Origin of the sequence: uncultured Paraglaciecola sp., assembly GCF_937123705.1 — a bacterium.
GTDB lineage: Bacteria > Pseudomonadota > Gammaproteobacteria > Enterobacterales > Alteromonadaceae > Paraglaciecola.
Genome location: NZ_CAKZKO010000004.1, coordinates 20101 through 38589, shown reverse-complemented (window position 1 = coordinate 38589; position 18489 = coordinate 20101). Strand labels below are relative to the sequence as shown.

General features: G+C 40.3%; 21 protein-coding genes. 10 read left to right on the top strand and 11 right to left on the bottom strand.

The features are described 5' to 3' along the window. Nucleotides 1-9 precede the first annotated feature (9 nt). Genes tmk through Q0688_RS00385 form a run of 3 tightly spaced genes read left to right on the top strand, consistent with a single transcriptional unit; the run spans nt 10 to nt 2342 of the window. A complete protein-coding gene (tmk, locus tag Q0688_RS00395) occupies nt 10-639 on the top strand; it encodes a dTMP kinase (RefSeq protein WP_299071544.1) in 630 nt (209 codons plus the stop codon). After that, the gene (gene holB / locus Q0688_RS00390; protein ID WP_299071541.1) at nt 640-1527 is read left to right on the top strand and encodes a DNA polymerase III subunit delta'; all 888 of its coding nucleotides are present in this window, start codon (nt 640-642) and stop codon (nt 1525-1527) included. It begins immediately after the preceding gene. A gap of 35 nt (nt 1528-1562) precedes the next feature. Then, a complete protein-coding gene (locus Q0688_RS00385) occupies nt 1563-2342 on the top strand; it encodes a TatD family hydrolase (RefSeq protein ID WP_299071538.1) in 780 nt (259 codons plus the stop codon). Nucleotides 2343-2393: 51 nt separating this feature from the next. Here the strand turns inward: Q0688_RS00385 and Q0688_RS00380 are convergent, their stop codons facing one another. The 6 genes from Q0688_RS00380 to yfbR all read right to left on the bottom strand — a co-directional run bounded on the left by Q0688_RS00380 (nt 2394) and on the right by yfbR (nt 7219). Then, a complete protein-coding gene (locus Q0688_RS00380; RefSeq protein ID WP_299071535.1) occupies nt 2394-2867 on the bottom strand; it encodes a YchJ family protein in 474 nt (157 codons plus the stop codon). 98 nt (nt 2868-2965) lie between these two features. Next, nucleotides 2966-3343 carry a hypothetical protein gene (locus Q0688_RS00375; RefSeq protein WP_299071532.1) on the bottom strand — a complete coding sequence of 126 codons (378 nt, stop codon included), beginning with the start codon at nt 3341-3343 and terminating at the stop codon, nt 2966-2968. A 63-nt stretch (nt 3344-3406) separates the two neighbouring features. Further along, nucleotides 3407-4066: a protein-methionine-sulfoxide reductase heme-binding subunit MsrQ gene (msrQ, locus tag Q0688_RS00370; RefSeq protein ID WP_299071529.1), complete on the bottom strand. Its 660-nt coding sequence runs from the start codon at nt 4064-4066 to the stop codon at nt 3407-3409. Nucleotides 4067-4078: 12 nt separating this feature from the next. After that, nucleotides 4079-5083, bottom strand: coding sequence for a protein-methionine-sulfoxide reductase catalytic subunit MsrP (gene msrP, locus Q0688_RS00365; RefSeq protein WP_299071518.1), 1005 nt, complete (start codon nt 5081-5083; stop codon nt 4079-4081). A gap of 113 nt (nt 5084-5196) precedes the next feature. Continuing rightward, entirely contained in the window at nt 5197-6519 is a 1323-nt protein-coding gene (locus tag Q0688_RS00360) for an anti-phage deoxyguanosine triphosphatase (RefSeq protein WP_299071507.1), read from the bottom strand. An 88-nt stretch (nt 6520-6607) separates the two neighbouring features. Beyond that, nucleotides 6608-7219, bottom strand: a complete 612-nt coding sequence (yfbR, locus tag Q0688_RS00355) for a 5'-deoxynucleotidase (RefSeq protein WP_299071504.1) — start codon at nt 7217-7219, stop codon at nt 6608-6610. A 233-nt stretch (nt 7220-7452) separates the two neighbouring features. On the opposite strand from yfbR, the gene Q0688_RS00350 reads away from it, so the two are divergent. After that, nucleotides 7453-7971, top strand: coding sequence for a hypothetical protein (locus Q0688_RS00350; protein WP_299071500.1), 519 nt, complete (start codon nt 7453-7455; stop codon nt 7969-7971). Nucleotides 7972-8034: 63 nt separating this feature from the next. Here the strand turns inward: Q0688_RS00350 and Q0688_RS00345 are convergent, their stop codons facing one another. Further along, nucleotides 8035-8394 carry a hypothetical protein gene (locus Q0688_RS00345; RefSeq protein ID WP_299071498.1) on the bottom strand — a complete coding sequence of 120 codons (360 nt, stop codon included), beginning with the start codon at nt 8392-8394 and terminating at the stop codon, nt 8035-8037. 132 nt (nt 8395-8526) lie between these two features. Between Q0688_RS00345 and Q0688_RS00340 the strand changes: the two genes are divergently transcribed. After that, nucleotides 8527-9288: a Nif3-like dinuclear metal center hexameric protein gene (locus tag Q0688_RS00340; RefSeq protein ID WP_299071495.1), complete on the top strand. Its 762-nt coding sequence runs from the start codon at nt 8527-8529 to the stop codon at nt 9286-9288. Between the two features lie 14 nt (nt 9289-9302). Beyond that, the gene (locus Q0688_RS00335; RefSeq protein WP_299071491.1) at nt 9303-10091 is read left to right on the top strand and encodes a methyltransferase domain-containing protein; all 789 of its coding nucleotides are present in this window, start codon (nt 9303-9305) and stop codon (nt 10089-10091) included. Here Q0688_RS00335 and Q0688_RS00330 read toward each other — a convergent pair. Beyond that, nucleotides 10077-10565 (bottom strand): glutathione peroxidase, encoded by a 489-nt coding sequence (locus Q0688_RS00330; RefSeq protein ID WP_299071488.1) that lies wholly within the window; start codon nt 10563-10565, stop codon nt 10077-10079. The two genes, Q0688_RS00335 and Q0688_RS00330, sit on opposite strands and share 15 nt — an antisense overlap. A gap of 101 nt (nt 10566-10666) precedes the next feature. Between Q0688_RS00330 and Q0688_RS00325 the strand changes: the two genes are divergently transcribed. Next, complete coding sequence (locus tag Q0688_RS00325) at nt 10667-11536, top strand: NAD(P)-dependent oxidoreductase (RefSeq protein ID WP_299071485.1); 870 nt, start codon at nt 10667-10669, stop codon at nt 11534-11536. 17 nt (nt 11537-11553) lie between these two features. On the opposite strand, the gene Q0688_RS00320 is transcribed toward Q0688_RS00325, so the two are convergent. The 3 genes from Q0688_RS00320 to Q0688_RS00310 form a co-directional block, all read right to left on the bottom strand. Beyond that, a complete protein-coding gene (locus Q0688_RS00320) occupies nt 11554-13209 on the bottom strand; it encodes a DUF342 domain-containing protein (protein WP_299071853.1) in 1656 nt (551 codons plus the stop codon). 118 nt (nt 13210-13327) lie between these two features. Continuing rightward, nucleotides 13328-14758 (bottom strand): exodeoxyribonuclease I, encoded by a 1431-nt coding sequence (sbcB, locus tag Q0688_RS00315; RefSeq protein WP_299071482.1) that lies wholly within the window; start codon nt 14756-14758, stop codon nt 13328-13330. A gap of 323 nt (nt 14759-15081) precedes the next feature. Next, on the bottom strand, nt 15082-15321 hold the full coding sequence (locus tag Q0688_RS00310) for a CPCC family cysteine-rich protein (protein ID WP_299071480.1): 240 nt from the start codon (nt 15319-15321) through the stop codon (nt 15082-15084). 146 nt (nt 15322-15467) lie between these two features. On the opposite strand from Q0688_RS00310, the gene Q0688_RS00305 reads away from it, so the two are divergent. From Q0688_RS00305 to Q0688_RS00295, 3 genes are all read left to right on the top strand, one after another. Beyond that, nucleotides 15468-16277: a lytic transglycosylase domain-containing protein gene (locus Q0688_RS00305; protein ID WP_299071851.1), complete on the top strand. Its 810-nt coding sequence runs from the start codon at nt 15468-15470 to the stop codon at nt 16275-16277. A 75-nt stretch (nt 16278-16352) separates the two neighbouring features. Beyond that, nucleotides 16353-17969, top strand: coding sequence for a hypothetical protein (locus Q0688_RS00300; protein WP_299071477.1), 1617 nt, complete (start codon nt 16353-16355; stop codon nt 17967-17969). Continuing rightward, entirely contained in the window at nt 17956-18489 is a 534-nt protein-coding gene (locus Q0688_RS00295) for a hypothetical protein (protein WP_299071474.1), read from the top strand. Before Q0688_RS00300 ends, Q0688_RS00295 begins: the two co-directional genes overlap by 14 nt.

The window sequence follows — 18489 nt, the reverse complement described above, 5'->3', positions numbered from 1 at the left end:
GAGTATTCGTTGCAAACATCGGGCAAATTTATTGTTATTGAAGGCTTAGAAGGTGCAGGGAAAAGCTCCGCCGTAGCTATTATCTCTAAGGCAATCTCTGCCTCAGGCCATACTGTGGTACAAACTAGAGAGCCTGGCGGAACGCCTATGGCAGAAGCTATTAGGGATATCGTTAAACATGACTGGAATATTGAAAATGTCACAGTCGAAGCCGAACTGTTATTAATGTATGCCGCAAGAGCGCAATTAGTGCAAAACGTGATCCTGCCTAACTTAGATAAAGGACATTGGGTACTAGGAGACAGGCACGATATGTCTTCCCAAGCTTATCAAGGGGGCGGTCGTCAGATTGATCAACATATGATTGAAAGTTTAAGGGCTATTACACTAAAAGAATTTAAACCTGATCTTACCTTGTACTTGGATGTTGAACCCAAAGAAGGCCTAAAGCGTGCAAAAGGTCGAGGCGAACTTGATAGAATCGAACAAGAAGATTTGAGTTTCTTCGAAAGAACCCGCCAGCGATACCTAGACTTAGCTCAGCAAGATACAAATTGTATCCTGATCAACACTATGCAAAGTATCGAAGCGGTGCATAAAGATATTGAACGGGCAATTCAACAATATTTGGAGCGATAAATGTATCCTTGGCTAACGTCTTCTTTTAAACATTTAAGTAAGCGGATAACCAATGCAAAACTGCATCATGCGCTGCTTATTCAAGGTCCTTCTGGACTAGGTAAATCAAGTTTTGCATTGCAGTTAGCGCAGTTACTTTTATGTAACCAAAAGCAAGAAGATAAGGCTTGCGGTCATTGCCAGTCTTGTTTGTTAAACTCCGCATCAACCCATCCTGATCTGCATATTATAGAGTCTGATAAGCAGATTGGTGTAGATCAGATACGCGACGCTATAAAGATCTTGAACGGCTCTGCTCATTTATCGGGTACAAAAGTATTGATTATTGCTGCAGCCCACACCATGACCGAATCAAGTGCCAACGCACTACTTAAAACCCTAGAAGAGCCTACCGCGAATACCTTTTTATTGCTGACTACCGACAAGCCTGAGCGCATCTTAGCAACAATCAAAAGTAGGTGTGAAAAGGTCGCCTTGCCATTACCTACTTTAGACACCACTCTTGCATGGATTAACACCCAATATGCAGATGAAATTGATATTAATTTGGCCCAGCTATTTAGCGCAAGGCCACTGGCCCTGTTGGCAGAATTACAAGAGGAGCAGAGCTTTACCTATGAAATTTTCAGCCAAGGCATACAGGCTTTATTAAAGGGTGAAACCCATGCGATGCAATTGGCAAGCGACTGGCAAGAGAATGCAGATAAAATGCTCAAATGGACCCAATACTGGGCTAGGCAGCAAAGCCAGCAACAAATATCAGACGCCCAGTGGCAACTAAACCAACAGGCGATTAAGGTGGTTAAGCAGTTGCGCAACCCAGGTGTAAATAAAACCTTAGTCTTAACCTCGTTATTAACTCAATTAGCAGAAGCTAAAACCGCATAACCCTTTTAAACCCCTTATTATAATGGAAAAATTACGTGTTTGTTGATTCTCACTGCCACTTAGACCGATTAGATAAAACCCCAGAAGAACTGTCAGAAGTACTCAATTTTGCAAGAAATAGAGGTGTAGAGCACTTTTTATGTGTCTCTGTATCTGTCAAAGACTTCCCTGTGATGTTAGACGCCGTGAAAGGCTTTAACGATGTATCGGTCTCTTGTGGTGTACACCCATTACATCAAGAAGATGCCTGTAGTTTTGATGAGCTCCTTGAAATGGCTGATAGAGAAGAGGTGGTGGCCATAGGTGAAACCGGCTTGGATTATTTTTACAGCGCAGACACTAAGGCCGTACAGCTCACTTCCTTTGTTGACCACATTAAAGTCGCCAATAAGCTAAACAAGCCCCTGATCATTCATACCCGAGATGCGCGTGAAGATACAATTGCTTTGCTCAAGCAGCACAAAAGCGAGTCAACCCAAGGTGTATTACATTGTTTTACTGAAAACTGGGAAATGGCGCAAGCAGCGATAGAACTGGGTATGTATATTTCCATATCAGGCATAGTCACTTTTAAGACCGCCACTGAACTACAAGAAGTCGTCAAAAAAATCCCACTAGACAAACTCCTGATTGAAACCGACTCACCTTGGTTAGCGCCTGTTCCTTACAGAGGTAAACCCAACCAACCAGGATTTGTTCGGGAAGTAGGGGAGTTTATTGCCAATTTAAAAGGAGTAAGTGTTGAGGAATTAGCGAGGGTGACCACTGAAAATTTTTATGCGCTGTTTGATTTGGTTGAAGGTAAAAGAAGTTGATAATAATTTAAAAAAAGGGCGTTGATCTCAGTTCTGAGTTTGTTAAAGATACTAAGCGCCACAACACTTTTTAAATTTTTTGCCGCTAGCGCATAAACACTGACTATTTCGTTCTGGGAAAAATTTTCCAGAGCCATTTTGAATTACTCCGCTGGTATACAACCACTTTCCCGCCTCAAAAACAAAATCTGACAGTTCGTGCATCACAAAATAACCATTGTCTACTTGATAGAAAGCTTTAAATTCAACTTGGGCAGTACTTTTTTGAACATGATGTGCAAGAACTTGTAAAGATAACCAGTGAGTATCCAGACTGCTATTGGCTAGTTCGCTTACAGTGAGCTGAGCACGCTGGGTTGATGCGTAGGTTAGTAAGATGTACTGATAATTTTTTATCACATAAGCGGAAAAGCGCGAACGCATAAGCGCTTCGGCATTTTTGGCAGCCACTTCGCCATTAATAAGCCCTTGGCAACATTGTTCAAATGTGAGCCCGCTACCACAAAAACAGTTTTTAATAGTCATTACCAAAATCTAAAAATAAAATTATAAGATTGGCAAGCCTAGGCGATGACACTGAGCTTAGTCAATAGCCAACAATAGCTGTATCTTAACTTAAATATCTACCAAGGACCTTTTACGACATTGTCTTTTTGCTCATTTTGAGGCATTAAGTTAACCAGTGCCACATTGAAGTCGATACATAGTTGTTTTAAACGCTTAAAGCTTATTTCGTCCAAAGACAAATGTTCAACAAACAGGTTTGCACATTGACCTGCAGTCACAATTTTTTCAAGCCATAGTGATAAATCGCTTTGTTTAGGCTTAGTTAAGCGAATGCAATAAGCTGACTTGTCGGTAAAGCGAATATGATTGGCCACTAAGAAGGTCCATTTGTTGGCATGGCTAACATTAATATTGCCGTTATGCCTGTTGTCTGCAGGCACTTGCATGGTGGCGAGTGGAGTAGAGCTATGGGTAAATGCATGTAAACTTGCCATGATGATTTCTCAGTAGTGATGTTATATACAGTGGTTGGATATACAGTAGTACTGTATAAAACATCATGCAAGCTTTTTTTTGTTTTGTTGTCTTTTATTTCGCCTATTTAACGCAGATCTGAATGGTTTTAGAAACTTATCCTTTCGGGTAGCTAACAAAGTCAGTAGCACTACAGCGTAAATTATTGGCTGAATCAAATCCGATTTTACTGACCAGAGATAGTGTAAAGCTACCAGTAAACTCGCCACATACACCCAGTTGTGGGTTTTTTGCCAGGTTTTCCCCATACGTCTTTGTATGGCTTTCGTAGACGTAGTGGCCAGCAGAGTTAAAATAAGTAATGCGCTAAAGCCAACAGTGATATACGGGCGTTTGACGACTTCTGAAAATATAAGAGACCATTCAAATTGTAACTCAAACATAATGTAACTTGTGACATGGCAAAGCCCGTATGCAAACGCGTACAGGCCAACGGGTCTTCTAAGCGTAAGTAACTGACCTAGGCGTAAATATTTAGCAAGAGGGGAAATAAGTAATGACAGCAGTAATAGGTTAAATGCGCCAATGCCTGTGAAATGTAATAGTGCTTCCACTGGATCTGCGCCGAGTTGATCACTGTAAGCTTGATAAAAGGTTAATGACAACAGCGACAAGGCCGCAACATGTAGCACCATTTTTAACCAAAAAGTTTGCCCTAGTGTAAGACGTACAAATTTATTCACTATAAAACCCACTTAATAATACTTTCTCAAATCCATATCGGTATACATAGACGCCACTTCTGGGTAACCGTTAAACATTTGGGTGTCGATGCGATTGCGAGTAAACAAGCCACCCGATGTGATACGCCGTTCGCTGGCTTGGGTCCATCGCGGGTGATCAACCTTGGGATTAACGTTAGCGTAAAAACCATATTCGTTAGCGGCGAGTTGATTCCAAGTTGTAGCTGGCATTTTATCGGTGAGTCGAATACGCACCACAGACTTAATACTCTTAAAACCATATTTCCAAGGCACAACAAGCCTGATAGGTGCGCCGTTTTGTGGGGGCAGGGTTTTGCCATATAACCCCACTGACATCAGTGTTAAAGGGTGCATGGCTTCGTCTAGTCTCAAGCCTTCAATGTATGGGTAATCAATCCCGCCACCAGAAAATCGATTACGCTGTCCGGGCATTTGATCGGGATCGTATAAGGTTTCAAACACCACATATTTTGCTTTGCTCAGTGGGTTGGCTTTTTTAATCAAGTCAGCAAGAGAAAATCCAATCCACGGCACCACCATAGACCAGGCTTCAACACAGCGTAGTCGGTAGATACGCTCTTCTAAATCGAAGTGTTTATATAAGTCGTCGTATCCTAATGTGACAGGTTTTTCTACCAGCCCATCTATGCGTAAAGACCAAGGTTCCACCTTGAAAGATTGTGAGTTTGCAACGGGATCAGATTTGCTAGAGCCAAATTCATAGAAGTTATTGTGGCTAATAATTTTTTGTTCGGGAGTGAGTATTTCATCTGAATGGTAAATTTGGGGTTGTGAGAATGTCAGTGCGGTGGTTTTGAAGGTGGTAGCTTCATCCTCACCAAACCAATTTACAGCCCTTGCATGGGGACTGGCCATTAAGGCTGAAGCCCCTAAAAATCCCATCGACTTGAGTATTTGTCGTCGGTTTTGATAAATGTGCTCGTCAGTGACCTGATGCTCTTTTATCTGACTGGACTTAGGTGTGCGAATTAACATGTTATTCCCATGATTTTGATTCAGTGACTTGTACCAGTAGACAGCTAACTCAGCGAAAAAATTTCCTCACATTTTTATCACAGAAAATCCACCCGACTGTTTGGCACCTCTTGTTATCCCATTTTTTCTGACACAACGGAAGAAGAGGGCATAAACAAACTGCCATATAATTTTGAAGCAAATCCGTCGGTCATGCCTGAGATATAATCGGCAATCACTCTGCGACCGTTACCCGCCTCATCTGCTTCTATCCAACGCTGGCGCGTATTGTCGGGGAGCAACCTTTGAGGATCTGACGCAAAGGCCTGAAATAATTCCATGACTATTTGTTGACCTTTATATTCGAGCATTTGGATGTCCGGTTTTCTGATGACGCGATTAAATACGTAGGCTTTAAAAATACTCAGAGCTTGATTGAAATGCGCAGGGAACACGGCGTTGTATTTTAATAAGTCTTGTTCAAATTCAGGGGCCGTCTGGGTTATTTCAATATTGGTAATAAAACAATTAACCAAGGCCCCAATGGCGTCTTTGCGTTCATGATGGTGTTGGCTAAATAGTTTTTCGCTAAGGGCCGTTATGTTTTGGTTCATCCAATCAATATTTAATGTCAGCAACGGCTCAGTCACTTCTTGATGAAATTGGGAGTGGTTAACTATGCCCATTACTATGGCATCTTCAAGATCATGTATGCCGTAGGCAATGTCATCCGCCAATTCCATGATTGAACAGTCAAAAGATTTATATAGGGTTTTATGATGGCCTTTAGCTGTGCTGGTAAATTTCATAAACCGCTGAGTATCTTGAGTAGAAAATCCCTCGAATAACCAGTCAAAAGACGCTTTATCACACTCATACAAACCTTTGGGCGGATGCCAAAGCGATGCCTTTACTTCTCGATGTGACGTTGGCTTTTGCTCTTGTGGCTGTTGATTAAGTTGCGACAGGTAGTTGGGGTATTTGATTAGACCTAACAAGGTGCGCCGACTGAGGTTCATGCCATGTTCGGCGGTATAAGGTTCGAGTTTAGTGACTATTCTAAAGGTTTGGCCATTGCCTTCAAAACCACCATGCTCACGCATCATATAGTGCAATGCGACTTCACCACCATGTCCAAAAGGGGGATGGCCGATATCATGAGCTAAACACAGCGCTTCAATCAAGTTGTCATTAAGGTCTAAATGTTGGGTTAATTCAGCGTATTTACTTCTCAGCTGTGCCGCTATGCCCTGTCCAATTTGTGACGCTTCTAAAGAATGGGTAAGGCGAGTGCGGTAAAAGTCACTCATGCCCGCACCCAATACTTGGGTTTTGGCTTGTAAGCGCCTAAATGCAGCCGAATGCAGTATTCTGGCTTTGTCTCGTTGATAAGGCGTACGATGATCACCTTGGCGTAGTAGTTTTTGACTATGTTTGCGCTGTGTCCATAAATCCATCACTTACATCTACTCCATTGTGAGTTTTTAGGCGAATTACATCTAATCTAATGTGACCAGATGCTGCCAGGTTAATCAAGTTTTGTTGTTACTGATCATCTTGGGTGATTTCATCTAGGCTAAGGCTAAAACTGGGTATATAAGCTTTCATAAAATAATCGACTTCCTTTGAATGGTAATCTTTCAATATTTTATCTAAACGTTTTTTGGCGAGTTCAAACTCTTTATTTCCAGCAGAAAGCTCTTCCAGTGTTTTAAGATAGGCACAGATCACATCGGCGGCTTTCACAATAAACCCTATATCTTGGTCGTGATGGTGGTGATCAATCAGCTTCGCATAATCTTCTGCAAACTCATCAGGTGCCATGTTGATCAGTTTTTGCTCTGCGAGTTTTTCAATTTTTTTGTATTCGTCGCGAATGATCGGGTTTGAATATTTAACAGGGGTGGGTAAATCCCCCGTGATGACTTCAGAGACGTCATGAAACATAGCAATAGTCGCTATTTGATTGGGATCAACATCACCGTCAAAATATTTGTTACGAATAAGTGCTAAAGCATGGGCCACCATAGCCACTTGTAGACTATGCTCTTGTACATTTTCAGTTCTGACATTACGCATTAAAGGCCATCGATTAATCAACTTCATACGTGATAGATGGGCAAAAAAGTGACTTTGTTTTGGGGATATGTGGTTCATGTATGCGACTTATTAGTGTTTTTCATTAAATGTGAATAATTTCCTGCTTGGGCGACAGATTAAACCAACAAGGGTAGGGGTGTTAAGTGTTTAATTAAATATGTGGCAAAATTCAATTAGTCAATTATGCCCGTGCCACCTCAATACGCTGTTACATCCCATTACATTCGAAATTTGCTTTTTGGTAGCGTTTCATTTTATCTAGAGCTAAATCTTTTGCTGAGGAACGCTATATGCCTGCTCCTTTATTGTGGCTCGGTGCTGGTGTCATCGCTATGTTGGCGGGTACCAAATATTCAAATGGTAAAAAATTAGAGCAATCTGTTAGCCGGTTACCCGGTAATTCTGATGAAAAAGTTAAGCCCATTAATGGCGCCGTTGTGACATGTGGCATTTACGGCCTGTTTGAGCACACCGGTATATGGGTGGATGGGAATATCTTGGAGCTTAAAGGAAACGGTTTAATTCGTGGTATATCACCAAACAGGTTTCTTCAAGAACGCAGTGGTGATGAAATTTACGTTGCCTGTGGTGGCAATAATACTCCGTTAATACAAGCAGGTACCGCAGATAGAGCGGTCTCGCAGCTGTTTAGTTATTCAGAATATGACGTCATCAAAAACAATTGCCACAAATTTGTATGGCAGTGCATCTCTGGTGAAAGCAACCCACTCACGCGCTTTTCTGAATTAAATCAAAAATTAGCAGAACGTTTTGATACCACTATCCACTGGCATCCTATTGATGAGTAATTGTTTGGGGCAATAAAAAAGCCCCATGATTAATGTGTCATGGGGCTTCTTAAAACTTTTTGCTTATCGGGGTAACTTAGAACCAGTATTTTGTTGTAACACTTTTTCAGCCCAAAATGCTTTGACTGAAAAATCTGATTTTTTAGCCTTTTTCTTAGCTGGGGCTTTAGCTGGTTTTTTAGTGGCTGCTGGTTTTTTAGCTTCGGATTTTTTGGGTTTATCCGCATCAGCTTTTGATTTTTTAGCGGGGGCAGCTGAACCGAGCTCAGCAATCATCCCATTCAAATCTGCCAAACGCATATTTTTGCCACCATCAACACTATACCAGCCACCTTTAGCTTCTACGGTGGGCGCCTTACCATTGGCTGCTGTGTAAGCTTCGGTAAAAGCTGCGATTACTTGATCTTTATCCAATTTACTCATAGTCAGGTCTTTGCCTTTTATATGTTTATTTTCAGAATATGGACAGGTTTTATACCTTTTTTTATTTATAATGTCTAATTAGTCCTAGGTTTTAATATTTGAGACCTGTTTTTGGGTTGTTAAGGAAATAGAATGTCAGTATCAAATAACCATTTATTACAATTACTTAATACTTTATTAAGGCCTGACAAGGTCAAAGATTTTTGTCCTAATGGTTTGCAAGTGGAAGGTAAAAATACTGTGGCTAAGCTAGTTACGGGAGTCACGGCTTCACAAGCGCTGATCGATCACGCCGTGGCCATCAATGCCGACGCAATTTTAGTGCACCATGGGTATTTTTGGAAAGGTGAGTCGGCGTGTATAACAGGCATGAAAAAAAGGCGCATTCAAAGTTTGTTACACCATGATATCAATCTATATGCCTATCACCTGCCGTTAGATATTCACCCTCTACTTGGGAACAACGCTCAGTTAGCGAGATTATTTGGGATTGTCGATATTTCACCTTTAGAGGAAAATAATCCCCAGTCGGTGGTGATGCAAGGCCGATTCGATGGTGGGATTTCACCATCAAAATTAACACAGTTAATCTCCACTGAACTTTCTAGAGATCCTTTATATGAGGCGGGGGAAAACCATACAATAGAAACTGTCGCTTGGTGTACCGGTGGTGGTCAAAGTTACATTGAATTGGCTGCAGAAAAAGGCATAGACGCCTATATAACCGGTGAAGTATCGGAACAAACAATCCACACGGCACGAGAAATGGGGATTCATTTTTATGCTGCGGGGCATCATGCCACTGAACGCTATGGGGTAAAAGCACTAGGCGAGTATATCCAAACTGAGTTTGGCGTAGAAACCGTATTCGTTGATATCGATAATCCAGCTTAAGGGAACTTGTATTAATGCAATCAAATACACAAGATCAAAATTTTGATGCCTTTGCCGATAAGTTTGAGAAAAATATCTATGGCTCAACCAAGGGGCAATTGCGCCATGAACTGTTACTCCATCATCTACAAGAATATACCTTGGAACAAGGTAAACCGTTAGATATTTTAGATGCCGGTGGCGGCACGGGTGTGATGACTAAGGCCTTGCTTGAGCTCGGTCACAACGTCACCCTAACGGATATCTCAGGTGAAGTATTGGAGCTTGCTAGACAAAAGTTAGGTAAAGATAGCCATCTTGAAATATTGCATAGGGATATTTTGTCCCTAAGCACTGATAAGCAATATGATTTAGTGCTGTGCCATGCAGTTTTAGAATGGATACAAGATCCAATTGAAGTGATCAAAAAATTGCTTGCCTCAGTTAAACCTGGGGGACACCTGTCACTTAGCTTTTTTAATTATGATGCCCAATTATTTGGCAATATGTTGTACGGTAATTTTGATTATGTTGAGCAAGGCATGGCCACCAAAAAAAATATTGTGCGATTAAGCCCCAATAATCCTCAAAAACCTAAGGTTATATTATCTGAGCTCGACGCCTTACCCGTAAATATTATAAAACGTGTGGGCATACGTTGTTTTCATGATTATTTAAAACAGCCAGAAAAACAGCTAAGCGATTATCAGCAGCTTAAACAGCTAGAAATTAAATATGGCTCCACAGAGCCATATTTATGGTTAGGTAAGTACTTTTTAATTGTGGCTCAAAAAAAACAAACCATTGAATTATTCAGCGAGTAACTTTTCAATATCTTTAATCATCTCAGCTGGTTTAGTGGTAGAGGCATATCGCTTGGTCACTTTGCCTTGTTTATTTACTAAAAACTTGGTGAAGTTCCATTTTACACTTTTACTACCCATAACCCCAGGGGCTGCTTCTTTAAGGTATTGATAGACAGGCGCAGTGTTTGAACCATTTACTTCAATCTTCTTAAACAAGGGAAAATTAACATTGAAGTTTAAACTGCAAAACTCTTGGATCTCTGCGTCTGCACCTGGCTCTTGGTGACCAAATTGATCGCAAGGAAACCCCAGCACTTCTAAACCTTGAGCTTGATAGTCTTTATAAAGGCTTTGCAGACCATCATATTGAGGCGTAAAACCACATTTGCTGGCAGTATTCACAATTAACAGTACTTTGCCTTTATAGTCTTCAAAATTAATATTTTCGCCATTATTTAAAGTGGCTTCGAACTGATATATGGTATCTGACATGAATATTCTCTTGGTATATGTGTTTAATATAGCTATATGTTGTCACTAATTTACTGTGTTTCAAGCATTTAAGATCAATAACTTCAAATTAGGAAAATAAATTGGGACAAAAAATTGCGTTTATTGGATTAGGAGTAATGGGTTATCCCATGGCCGGGCATTGTCAAAAATCCGGTTATGAGGTCACAGTGTTTAATCGCACCACAGAAAAAGCCCAAGCTTGGGTTAAGGCGTTTTCTGGCTCTATGGCCGACACCCCCAAGCTGGCTGCAAAATCAGCTAATGTGATTTTGTTATGTGTGGGAAATGATCATGACTTACGCTCAGTTATGCTCGGTGAAAACGGCGTCTTAGCGGGCGCAAGTGCCGGTGATATCATTGTTGATCATACTACCGCTTCAGCAGAAGTCGCTCGGGAAATGGCCATGGTTTGTGCAGATATAGGCGTGGGGTTTTTAGATGCGCCCGTGTCTGGCGGCCAAGCGGGGGCCGAAAATGGCCAACTAACTGTGATGTTAGGTGGGCAACAAGCGCATTATAATACTGTTGAGCCGGTTATAAATTGTTATGCCAAATTCAGTCAGTTACTGGGTGATGTGGGAAGTGGGCAACTCGCTAAAATGATGAATCAAATTTGTATTGCAGGCACAGTGCAAGGTTTAGCCGAAGCCATAAGTTTTGGCGAAAATGCTGGGTTAGATTGCCATAGCGTTATAGATGTTATATCCAAAGGCGCGGCGCAATCTTGGCAGATGGAAAATCGTTTCGAAACTATGTTAGCGGACAAATTTGATTTTGGGTTTGCCGTTGATTGGATGCGAAAAGATTTAGATATTGCTTTAAATGAAGCAAAAAGAAATGGATCAACTTTACCACTAACGGCCTTAGTTGATCAGTTTTATGCTGATGTGCAGAAGAATGGAGGAGGGCGCTGGGACACATCTAGCCTATTAACTAGGTTGAAAAACTAACTTTAGAGAATTAATTTCTACGTTAGAGTCTCAAAACTCCATTGATGTTCGCGAAAGCATATATTTGCGCGATCGTATTCTCTATCAGCTCGCCAGGTACGATTATTTAGTTTGACAATTACACCTGGGTAAATACGTTTATTTCCTACGAGCTGAACATCACTTTGATATTTATCTTTGGAGTCTTGCATCTCAATGGCTTTGTTTTCAAGCCATTGAAGTAAATGAGTTTCGTCTTTAAACAACTGATTAGCTTCGTCGACCCGTTTCTGCATTTCTTTAGGAATAAACTTGGAGTTAATGATACTCATTCGCTCCATATGCCTGTAGTTATTTTGTTTAATTTGCTTAAGGAGTTCGTCAAGGGTGTCTTTTCGTTCAACTAACGTATTAAAACCTTCACTAAAATCAACACTTAAACTACTCCCAGAGACTGCGCCTAAGGTACCAGCGGATACTTTGTCTTGGCATTTAATTGAGCAAGCAAAAAGGTTTCCATTAGGTTTATCTTCACTACCCACCGAAACTTTTCCTTGGCAATTTATCCTACTGTAAGCAAGCTGTCTTCCAACCGTTACGTTGCCTTGACAAATAATATCTAAACCTTGGCCGTGTTGAATATGTATATGGCCTTTAGATGTTAGACTGGTGCTATATTGGGTGCCACTATCATTCACTTTACCCATAGCGCCTTCAGTAATGATGATATCTCCATCAGCATGAATGGTTGCCGACTCAATAAAGCCATTGATGGTGACATCTCCAGAGGCTTTGATTATCATTTTCTCAGTGACATCACCATTTACTAAAACTGAACCATCATAGTCAACATTGCCGGTACCTACATTTACCCCTTTGCAACTAAAAACATTATCTACCCACATTTTTTGGTCTTTAAACTTGGGCATACCTGAAATATCTGCAAGCAGTAAGTTTTCATCATTATCACTGATAACGGTGCCATCACCAGGCGTAAATTTCAGCCAATCTCCTGCTTTAGCAGAAAGCACACCGCCCCCTACTGTGTAACCATTTCTACCTTTAGTTGGCGGCATTCTACGTAGAAGTTTGGTTCCCTTTTGAATGCAAAGTATGGCGCCGAGGTTCCGCATATCAACCCGCGAAGCACTTTCTTCTTGAGGCTTTAAAATTCGATCTAGAGCATTTTGTACTAATGGGAGTAAATGCGAAGGCTTGCCTGGTTTTGGTGCTAATCCTTTGGCTACTACCTCTTCAAAAACTTCGCCAGGTAGAGCCTGTGCGCTTTGTTTCACTAAATTGGATAAACGTTTATGGCTTATTCCTCGTTTTACCCCTGATTCGTCTAATGCTTTACGCAATGACTCTATCGAAACTTGAGTGCCTGCATATTCAGATGTGACAGTTAAAATCGCAGACAGTTGATCGTCAGTCACTTTACATTTTATTTCGGCATCTCTTCGCTCACCAATGCGTTGTTCGATGATTGTTACGCTATTGCTTTTGACCGCTGACTTATAACTGTTAATTGCATCGACGATATTTTCATCAAAAATAAATAATTCTTTGTATTTGCTACTTTTAATAAATTCATGAACAATGGCCACATCAATCTTATCTTGCACTAGGTCTGGGCTAATATTTAAATTCAAATATTGGTTTGAGTTGTCAATATTAAGTGTTACGCCAAGCATGTAATCGCCTTTGATTATTTCAATCACTTCTTATCGGCCTATCACAAGCTAACATTAGGTAATAAGAGTGAATCGAGGTTAAGTCGCAAAGTGTATATTAACAATATATGCGATTCGTTTATAAATTTTTTGCATAATTGTATAGTGCTTTCAATATCGCAATTTTTTCTGGGACGCGGGCATACTCGGTACTCATTTGTTCGAGCAGGGCTAAAAATTCCGACATTTTTATGCTGGCCGGTGATTCATTGTCGAAGAATTTGAAGTGCCGATAGCGCTGCCATCGTTCAATTTCATGCTCATTTAATGACTCAGGCGCATTCCTTGCACGATATCTAAATAACAGTGTATGTAGGCGCTCATCCTCAAAAGGTAAAGAAAGGTCGGTTAAGTCTTGCACATTGGCATTAACAACTTGGCTCATAAGGTTTTTGTCGGCTGACGAAAAGAAGCCGCCAGAATATAATGCATGTTCAGGATCAAGCTTAGTGCTTTGCTCATTTTGAGTGAATACGTCTTGCAACTTTTTTTTGAAATCCAGATTAGCTTTAATTTTCTGTAAATTGCTTAGACAAAGTTGTCGGTCGATCCCTAAACGTTCAGCACTCTCTGCACTGAGTGTTTTGGCTGGAGCAATCACGGGGCATTTATTAATATGAATAAGTTTAATCGGTAAACGCTGTTCGTCATCCGCTAACATAGCACTGGGTGTATACAATTTTTCTCGTATTTCACTCGCCGTAAGAGCAAAAAGTGGAGTGGGATCTAAGGCTAAATTAAGGACAATAATGGCATTTTTATTGGTTGGATGCTCTGCTACAGGCACTACCCAAGTGCAGCAACCTTGGCTTGCAGGAATTTTGGAAGAAACATGCACCAAAGGTGTAAGTTGCGTCACATCGATTTGTTCTAGCACTTTTCGTTTGTTTCTTAAGTTAAATACGTAATCGAATAATTTGGGTTGTTTCTTTTTAATTAGCTTGGCTACTTCAATGGTGGCATACACGTCAGACATGGCATCATGAGCATCTTGATGCTGAATATCATTAGCTTTGGTTAATTCTTGTAACTTAAAACTAGGAGTTCCATCCTGATTGACGGGCCAATTAATACCTTCTGGTCGAAGAGCATAGCAAGCTCTTGCTAAATCAATAATGTCCCAGCGACTATTGCCATGTTGCCATTCTCTAGCATAAGGATCATAGAAATTTCGATACAAGGTATAACGGGTAATTTCATCGTCAAAACGAATGTTGTTAAAGCCCGCAACACAAGTATTAGCGACAGAAAACTCTGCTAATATTTTAGCGATAAACTCTCTTTCAACTACCCCTTCTTTTAACGAACGTTGAGGAGTAATACCTGTCACTAAGCAAGCTTGAGGAACGGGTAGACAATCATTAGCTATTTGGCTGTATATCATTAACGGCTCACTAATGATGTTCAAGTCAAGATCGGTGCGAATACCGGCAAACTGACAAGGAAAATCCTTCTGAGGATTGGCACCCCAAGTTTCAAAATCGTGCCAATAAATACTAGGGCTGTTCATAGATGTACCATTTACGTATTAGAGTGTATTTAATGCTTCTAAGTCCTTGCAAAATAAGTCTTTAATTAATTTGAAAATGTTAATAACAGTACTTGGACATATTTTACTAGTAAATAAATGTGTCACTATTGTGTCGAAATTTCCAAAAAGGTGTGTCGCAGACAATTCAGCTTTTAAATGAGTAGGGTACAAAGAGAAAGTCTAGCATACAACTGCTGTATCAAGTTGATTTGCTAGCAAGTTGAGAACTGTCCGGAAAAATACGTTTTGTTTATAGTCCCCCAATACTTAAAATCGTTGTTATTGATAGCTTCCATCCTTTCTTATTGTAATTTAGCTTGTTTTGTAACGTAACAAGCGCCTAGTTCATCACAAGCACCAATAGTTAGAAAGTTATCTTGTTCCTGCCTCAAAAATATATGATTTGGCTTACTGTAGTCATCCGGATTCTGCGCACCATCGTCTTCCCAGAAACATACTTCACAAATTTCATACATACCTAGTTGGGGTAACGTTAAGTAGTTGCAACATGGGCATGCAACTAGCTTTTTAGTGTCATTCAAAGTGAGTCAATTCAAATTGTTGTAAATGTTAAGCCTAATGTTGACTGAAAAAACTCTCAATGAGCGAAAAATAATGACTCAAACCTTTTTATATATCATGTCAACCCAAATCGGTTGGATTTATAGGAGTGTGAAACGTGAAACTAATGATTAGAATGTGTATGGTTGCTTTTTTAAGTATAAGCACAACTTCTTTTGCTTATTCTGAACAAGAGGCAGAGATTAAAAAAATTGTTATTGAGCAGGCAAAAATAATAGGGGTTGAACCTGCACTAGCGTTAGGTATCGCTAGGGTTGAGTCAAATTTTAACCCCTTAGCTTTAAGTTCTGCGGGTGCAAAAGGCGTGATGCAAATCATGCCGCAAACGGCAAAGTTGGAATTTGGTGTACCTAGCTACAAGTTGTATAATCCTACAACCAATATAAAAATTGGTATCGAATTTATTAAACACTTAATTGAAGTATACGATGGCCGAGTAGATATAGCGCTATCTCACTACAATGGTGGGTCAAGAGTACGTTCGGCCACTGGTGAATTGGGGGTTATTCCAGCAACTAAACAATATGTTCGTTCAGTACTACAATATGCTCATCAGTATAAACTTGCAGGTTACAACCAAGAGTTTACACCTCAATTTCAACCGTCTTTCGTAGATAAAACAAAACACCAAGCGTTACTATCAAATTTAGATGACTTCACAGGAAAAAATAGAATTAAACCAGCATCAAGCTTGAGTAATCAACATCAATCAATTAACCACGAGTCAATTGTCTATTCTGCTCATCAGTCCAAAATAGAAATTCTAGATCGATTACAAATACACAATTTAACTCGGCAAATTTCCCAACTAAGCCCAGTAGTTAAGTCGCATGCAAATGCTAGGCAAGTATCTCGCAACATTGAAAAAAGAGGCAAACAAGCCTTGGTCGATAGCTGGGAGTCGGCATTTAACTAACGGATTGAATTATATTTAATTTCTTGACGTTTTTAGCTACAGTGGAGGGCATAAATAAGGATAAAAGGAATCAATATGCCAACAACAGCTGGTTTTGGCGTAAGCGATACATTACGCAGTATATTTGATGGATTAAGGCAAGCAGAGGGAATAAACGGTCTTAAGTATATTAGCCGTGATGTGAATCTAATACAGCAATATGTCAGTTGTCGTAACTATGCCAAAGCCTGTTTAGAATTGGTTTACCTTAATTGGGCTGTGGTTAACGCTTATCCAAATAAAAGAGTAGGCACACCAATTGAGCGTTTTTTTTGGCTAGATGAGGCCTACACACCAAAGCGAGTCAGGGCCGCCTTTGCAGAGCCATGGTCTTCGGGCGAGAACAGCGTCAAGGTCACCCCCGAGGTGATTCATTTACAATTAGCCCATCATCAATTTGATATTTCCCCCGTTAGGGTAAGTACTTTGGCAGTATTAATGGAATTTGTATTAGCCGTTGATCCAAGTTTTATTGGTCTATTTGATAAAGAGTTAAGGGCGGCAAATCAAACACAGGTCGACCAAATAGCAAAAAAACTTCAGCAAGCTATTTACCGATTTTTGAAAGAGCATTTACCCGAAGCGCAAATGCAAAACCGATTTCGGTATTTCGAAAATTGGATGAAGAATCAGCAAATTACCCCTGATGACGTGAATGACCAACACATTTTAGATTTTTGGCAACAGGCAAGTGACGACCCACATGCAGAAAGTTATGTATTATACGCTACAGCGTTGTTTGATGTATTTGATGCAATGAGTGCTATGGATGTTGTTGAGACTCAATCACAGATCCTTTATGCCAAGTCATTAGGTGCCAATGCTGAAAACCAAGAACTCGATCTTGAGCGCTTATTCTCTGAAGAGCCAAGTCAAGGGGTGCAGTGGGAACAGCATATACAAGATACCGTGTTTTCTGATAGCAAACCTATAACAGACGTTAAACAATTGTGTTTAGCACCAAAATGTTTAACTCAGCAAGAAGCTGACCGACTACAACCATTAATGAGTTACTCGGCTTATTCACAAAGATTTCTTCGTTCATTTTTACGCTTACAAGTGTTTGCTAAGTGGCAAGCCGTGCTAGTACAAGCTAAGCGAAAATCCGTTGCTAGATTGCAAGATAAACTCACTCAAATACCAGAAAACGCTTATGCAACATACCTTGAGGATGTAGTCGACTGTAGTAATAGTATTCAGCAAGCATTGTTGTGTATCTGTCATGTGATGTCCGAACTACAACCAGAAACAGCCTGCTCTGAATATTTAGACGCAATTGAACCTAAACAAATCCCACCTATTGGCCAAAAAATATTGGAACTGAAACAACAGAAGCTAGGTTGGAACGCTATTTTTAGTGCCTTAAATCTACAATTTCCAGCGTTTCGCCAACAACGAGAAAAAACAGAGAAAGCCTTTAAGAAAAATAACAAATCAGGATTTAAAAATTTAGATGAGTTATTAGATGAAGACGAGTATTACCACGCACAACAAAATCTGCATGCGGCAAAAGCTTCAATAGCTGAACATATACACTTGATTCAGCAATTAGATGAGCAAACCACTTCGTTAAAGCAAATTTTTGCCTCTGATGTTTGTATATTCACTAGCAGATTTAATTCTTTTTATGGAGTCGAACATGCAGTCCAATAAATCGGCACAGCCAGAAAGACTTTTCACAGCAAAGGTTGCCTTTCGTGAACTGTCTCAGCCAACAGGCACGCCTGCTGTGCTATATAATGATTTAATACAGCTCGCTCTAGGCAATAACATTCAGCATTCTGAGCAAATTATGCGGGCTTTAAATTCTCAACTGCCCTTGCGTAGGCAATATCAACAAATTGTTAAATCTTTAAGTTTCTCAGAAAGCCCAGCTCAAGCCGCAGCGAGTACCACTAATGCCTTGAGTACTCGGCAAACCGATTTATTTACAATTAAGTTTAAGCGAGATAAACAGCAAGCATCTCAAATTTTTGTGATACTCCACATTCCACATCCCACCACTAATCAAATTCAGCAAGGCGTTGTGTTGAATGTTATAAGCGATCAAAAAACCCAACAGATTAATTTTCCGGCCCTCATCGAAGGTACCTCGCAGTACCTTTTTGATGAACAAGACCCACGTTTACAGTTGTTACTTGATATACAATCTCATATCAGCATCATGCCGTAA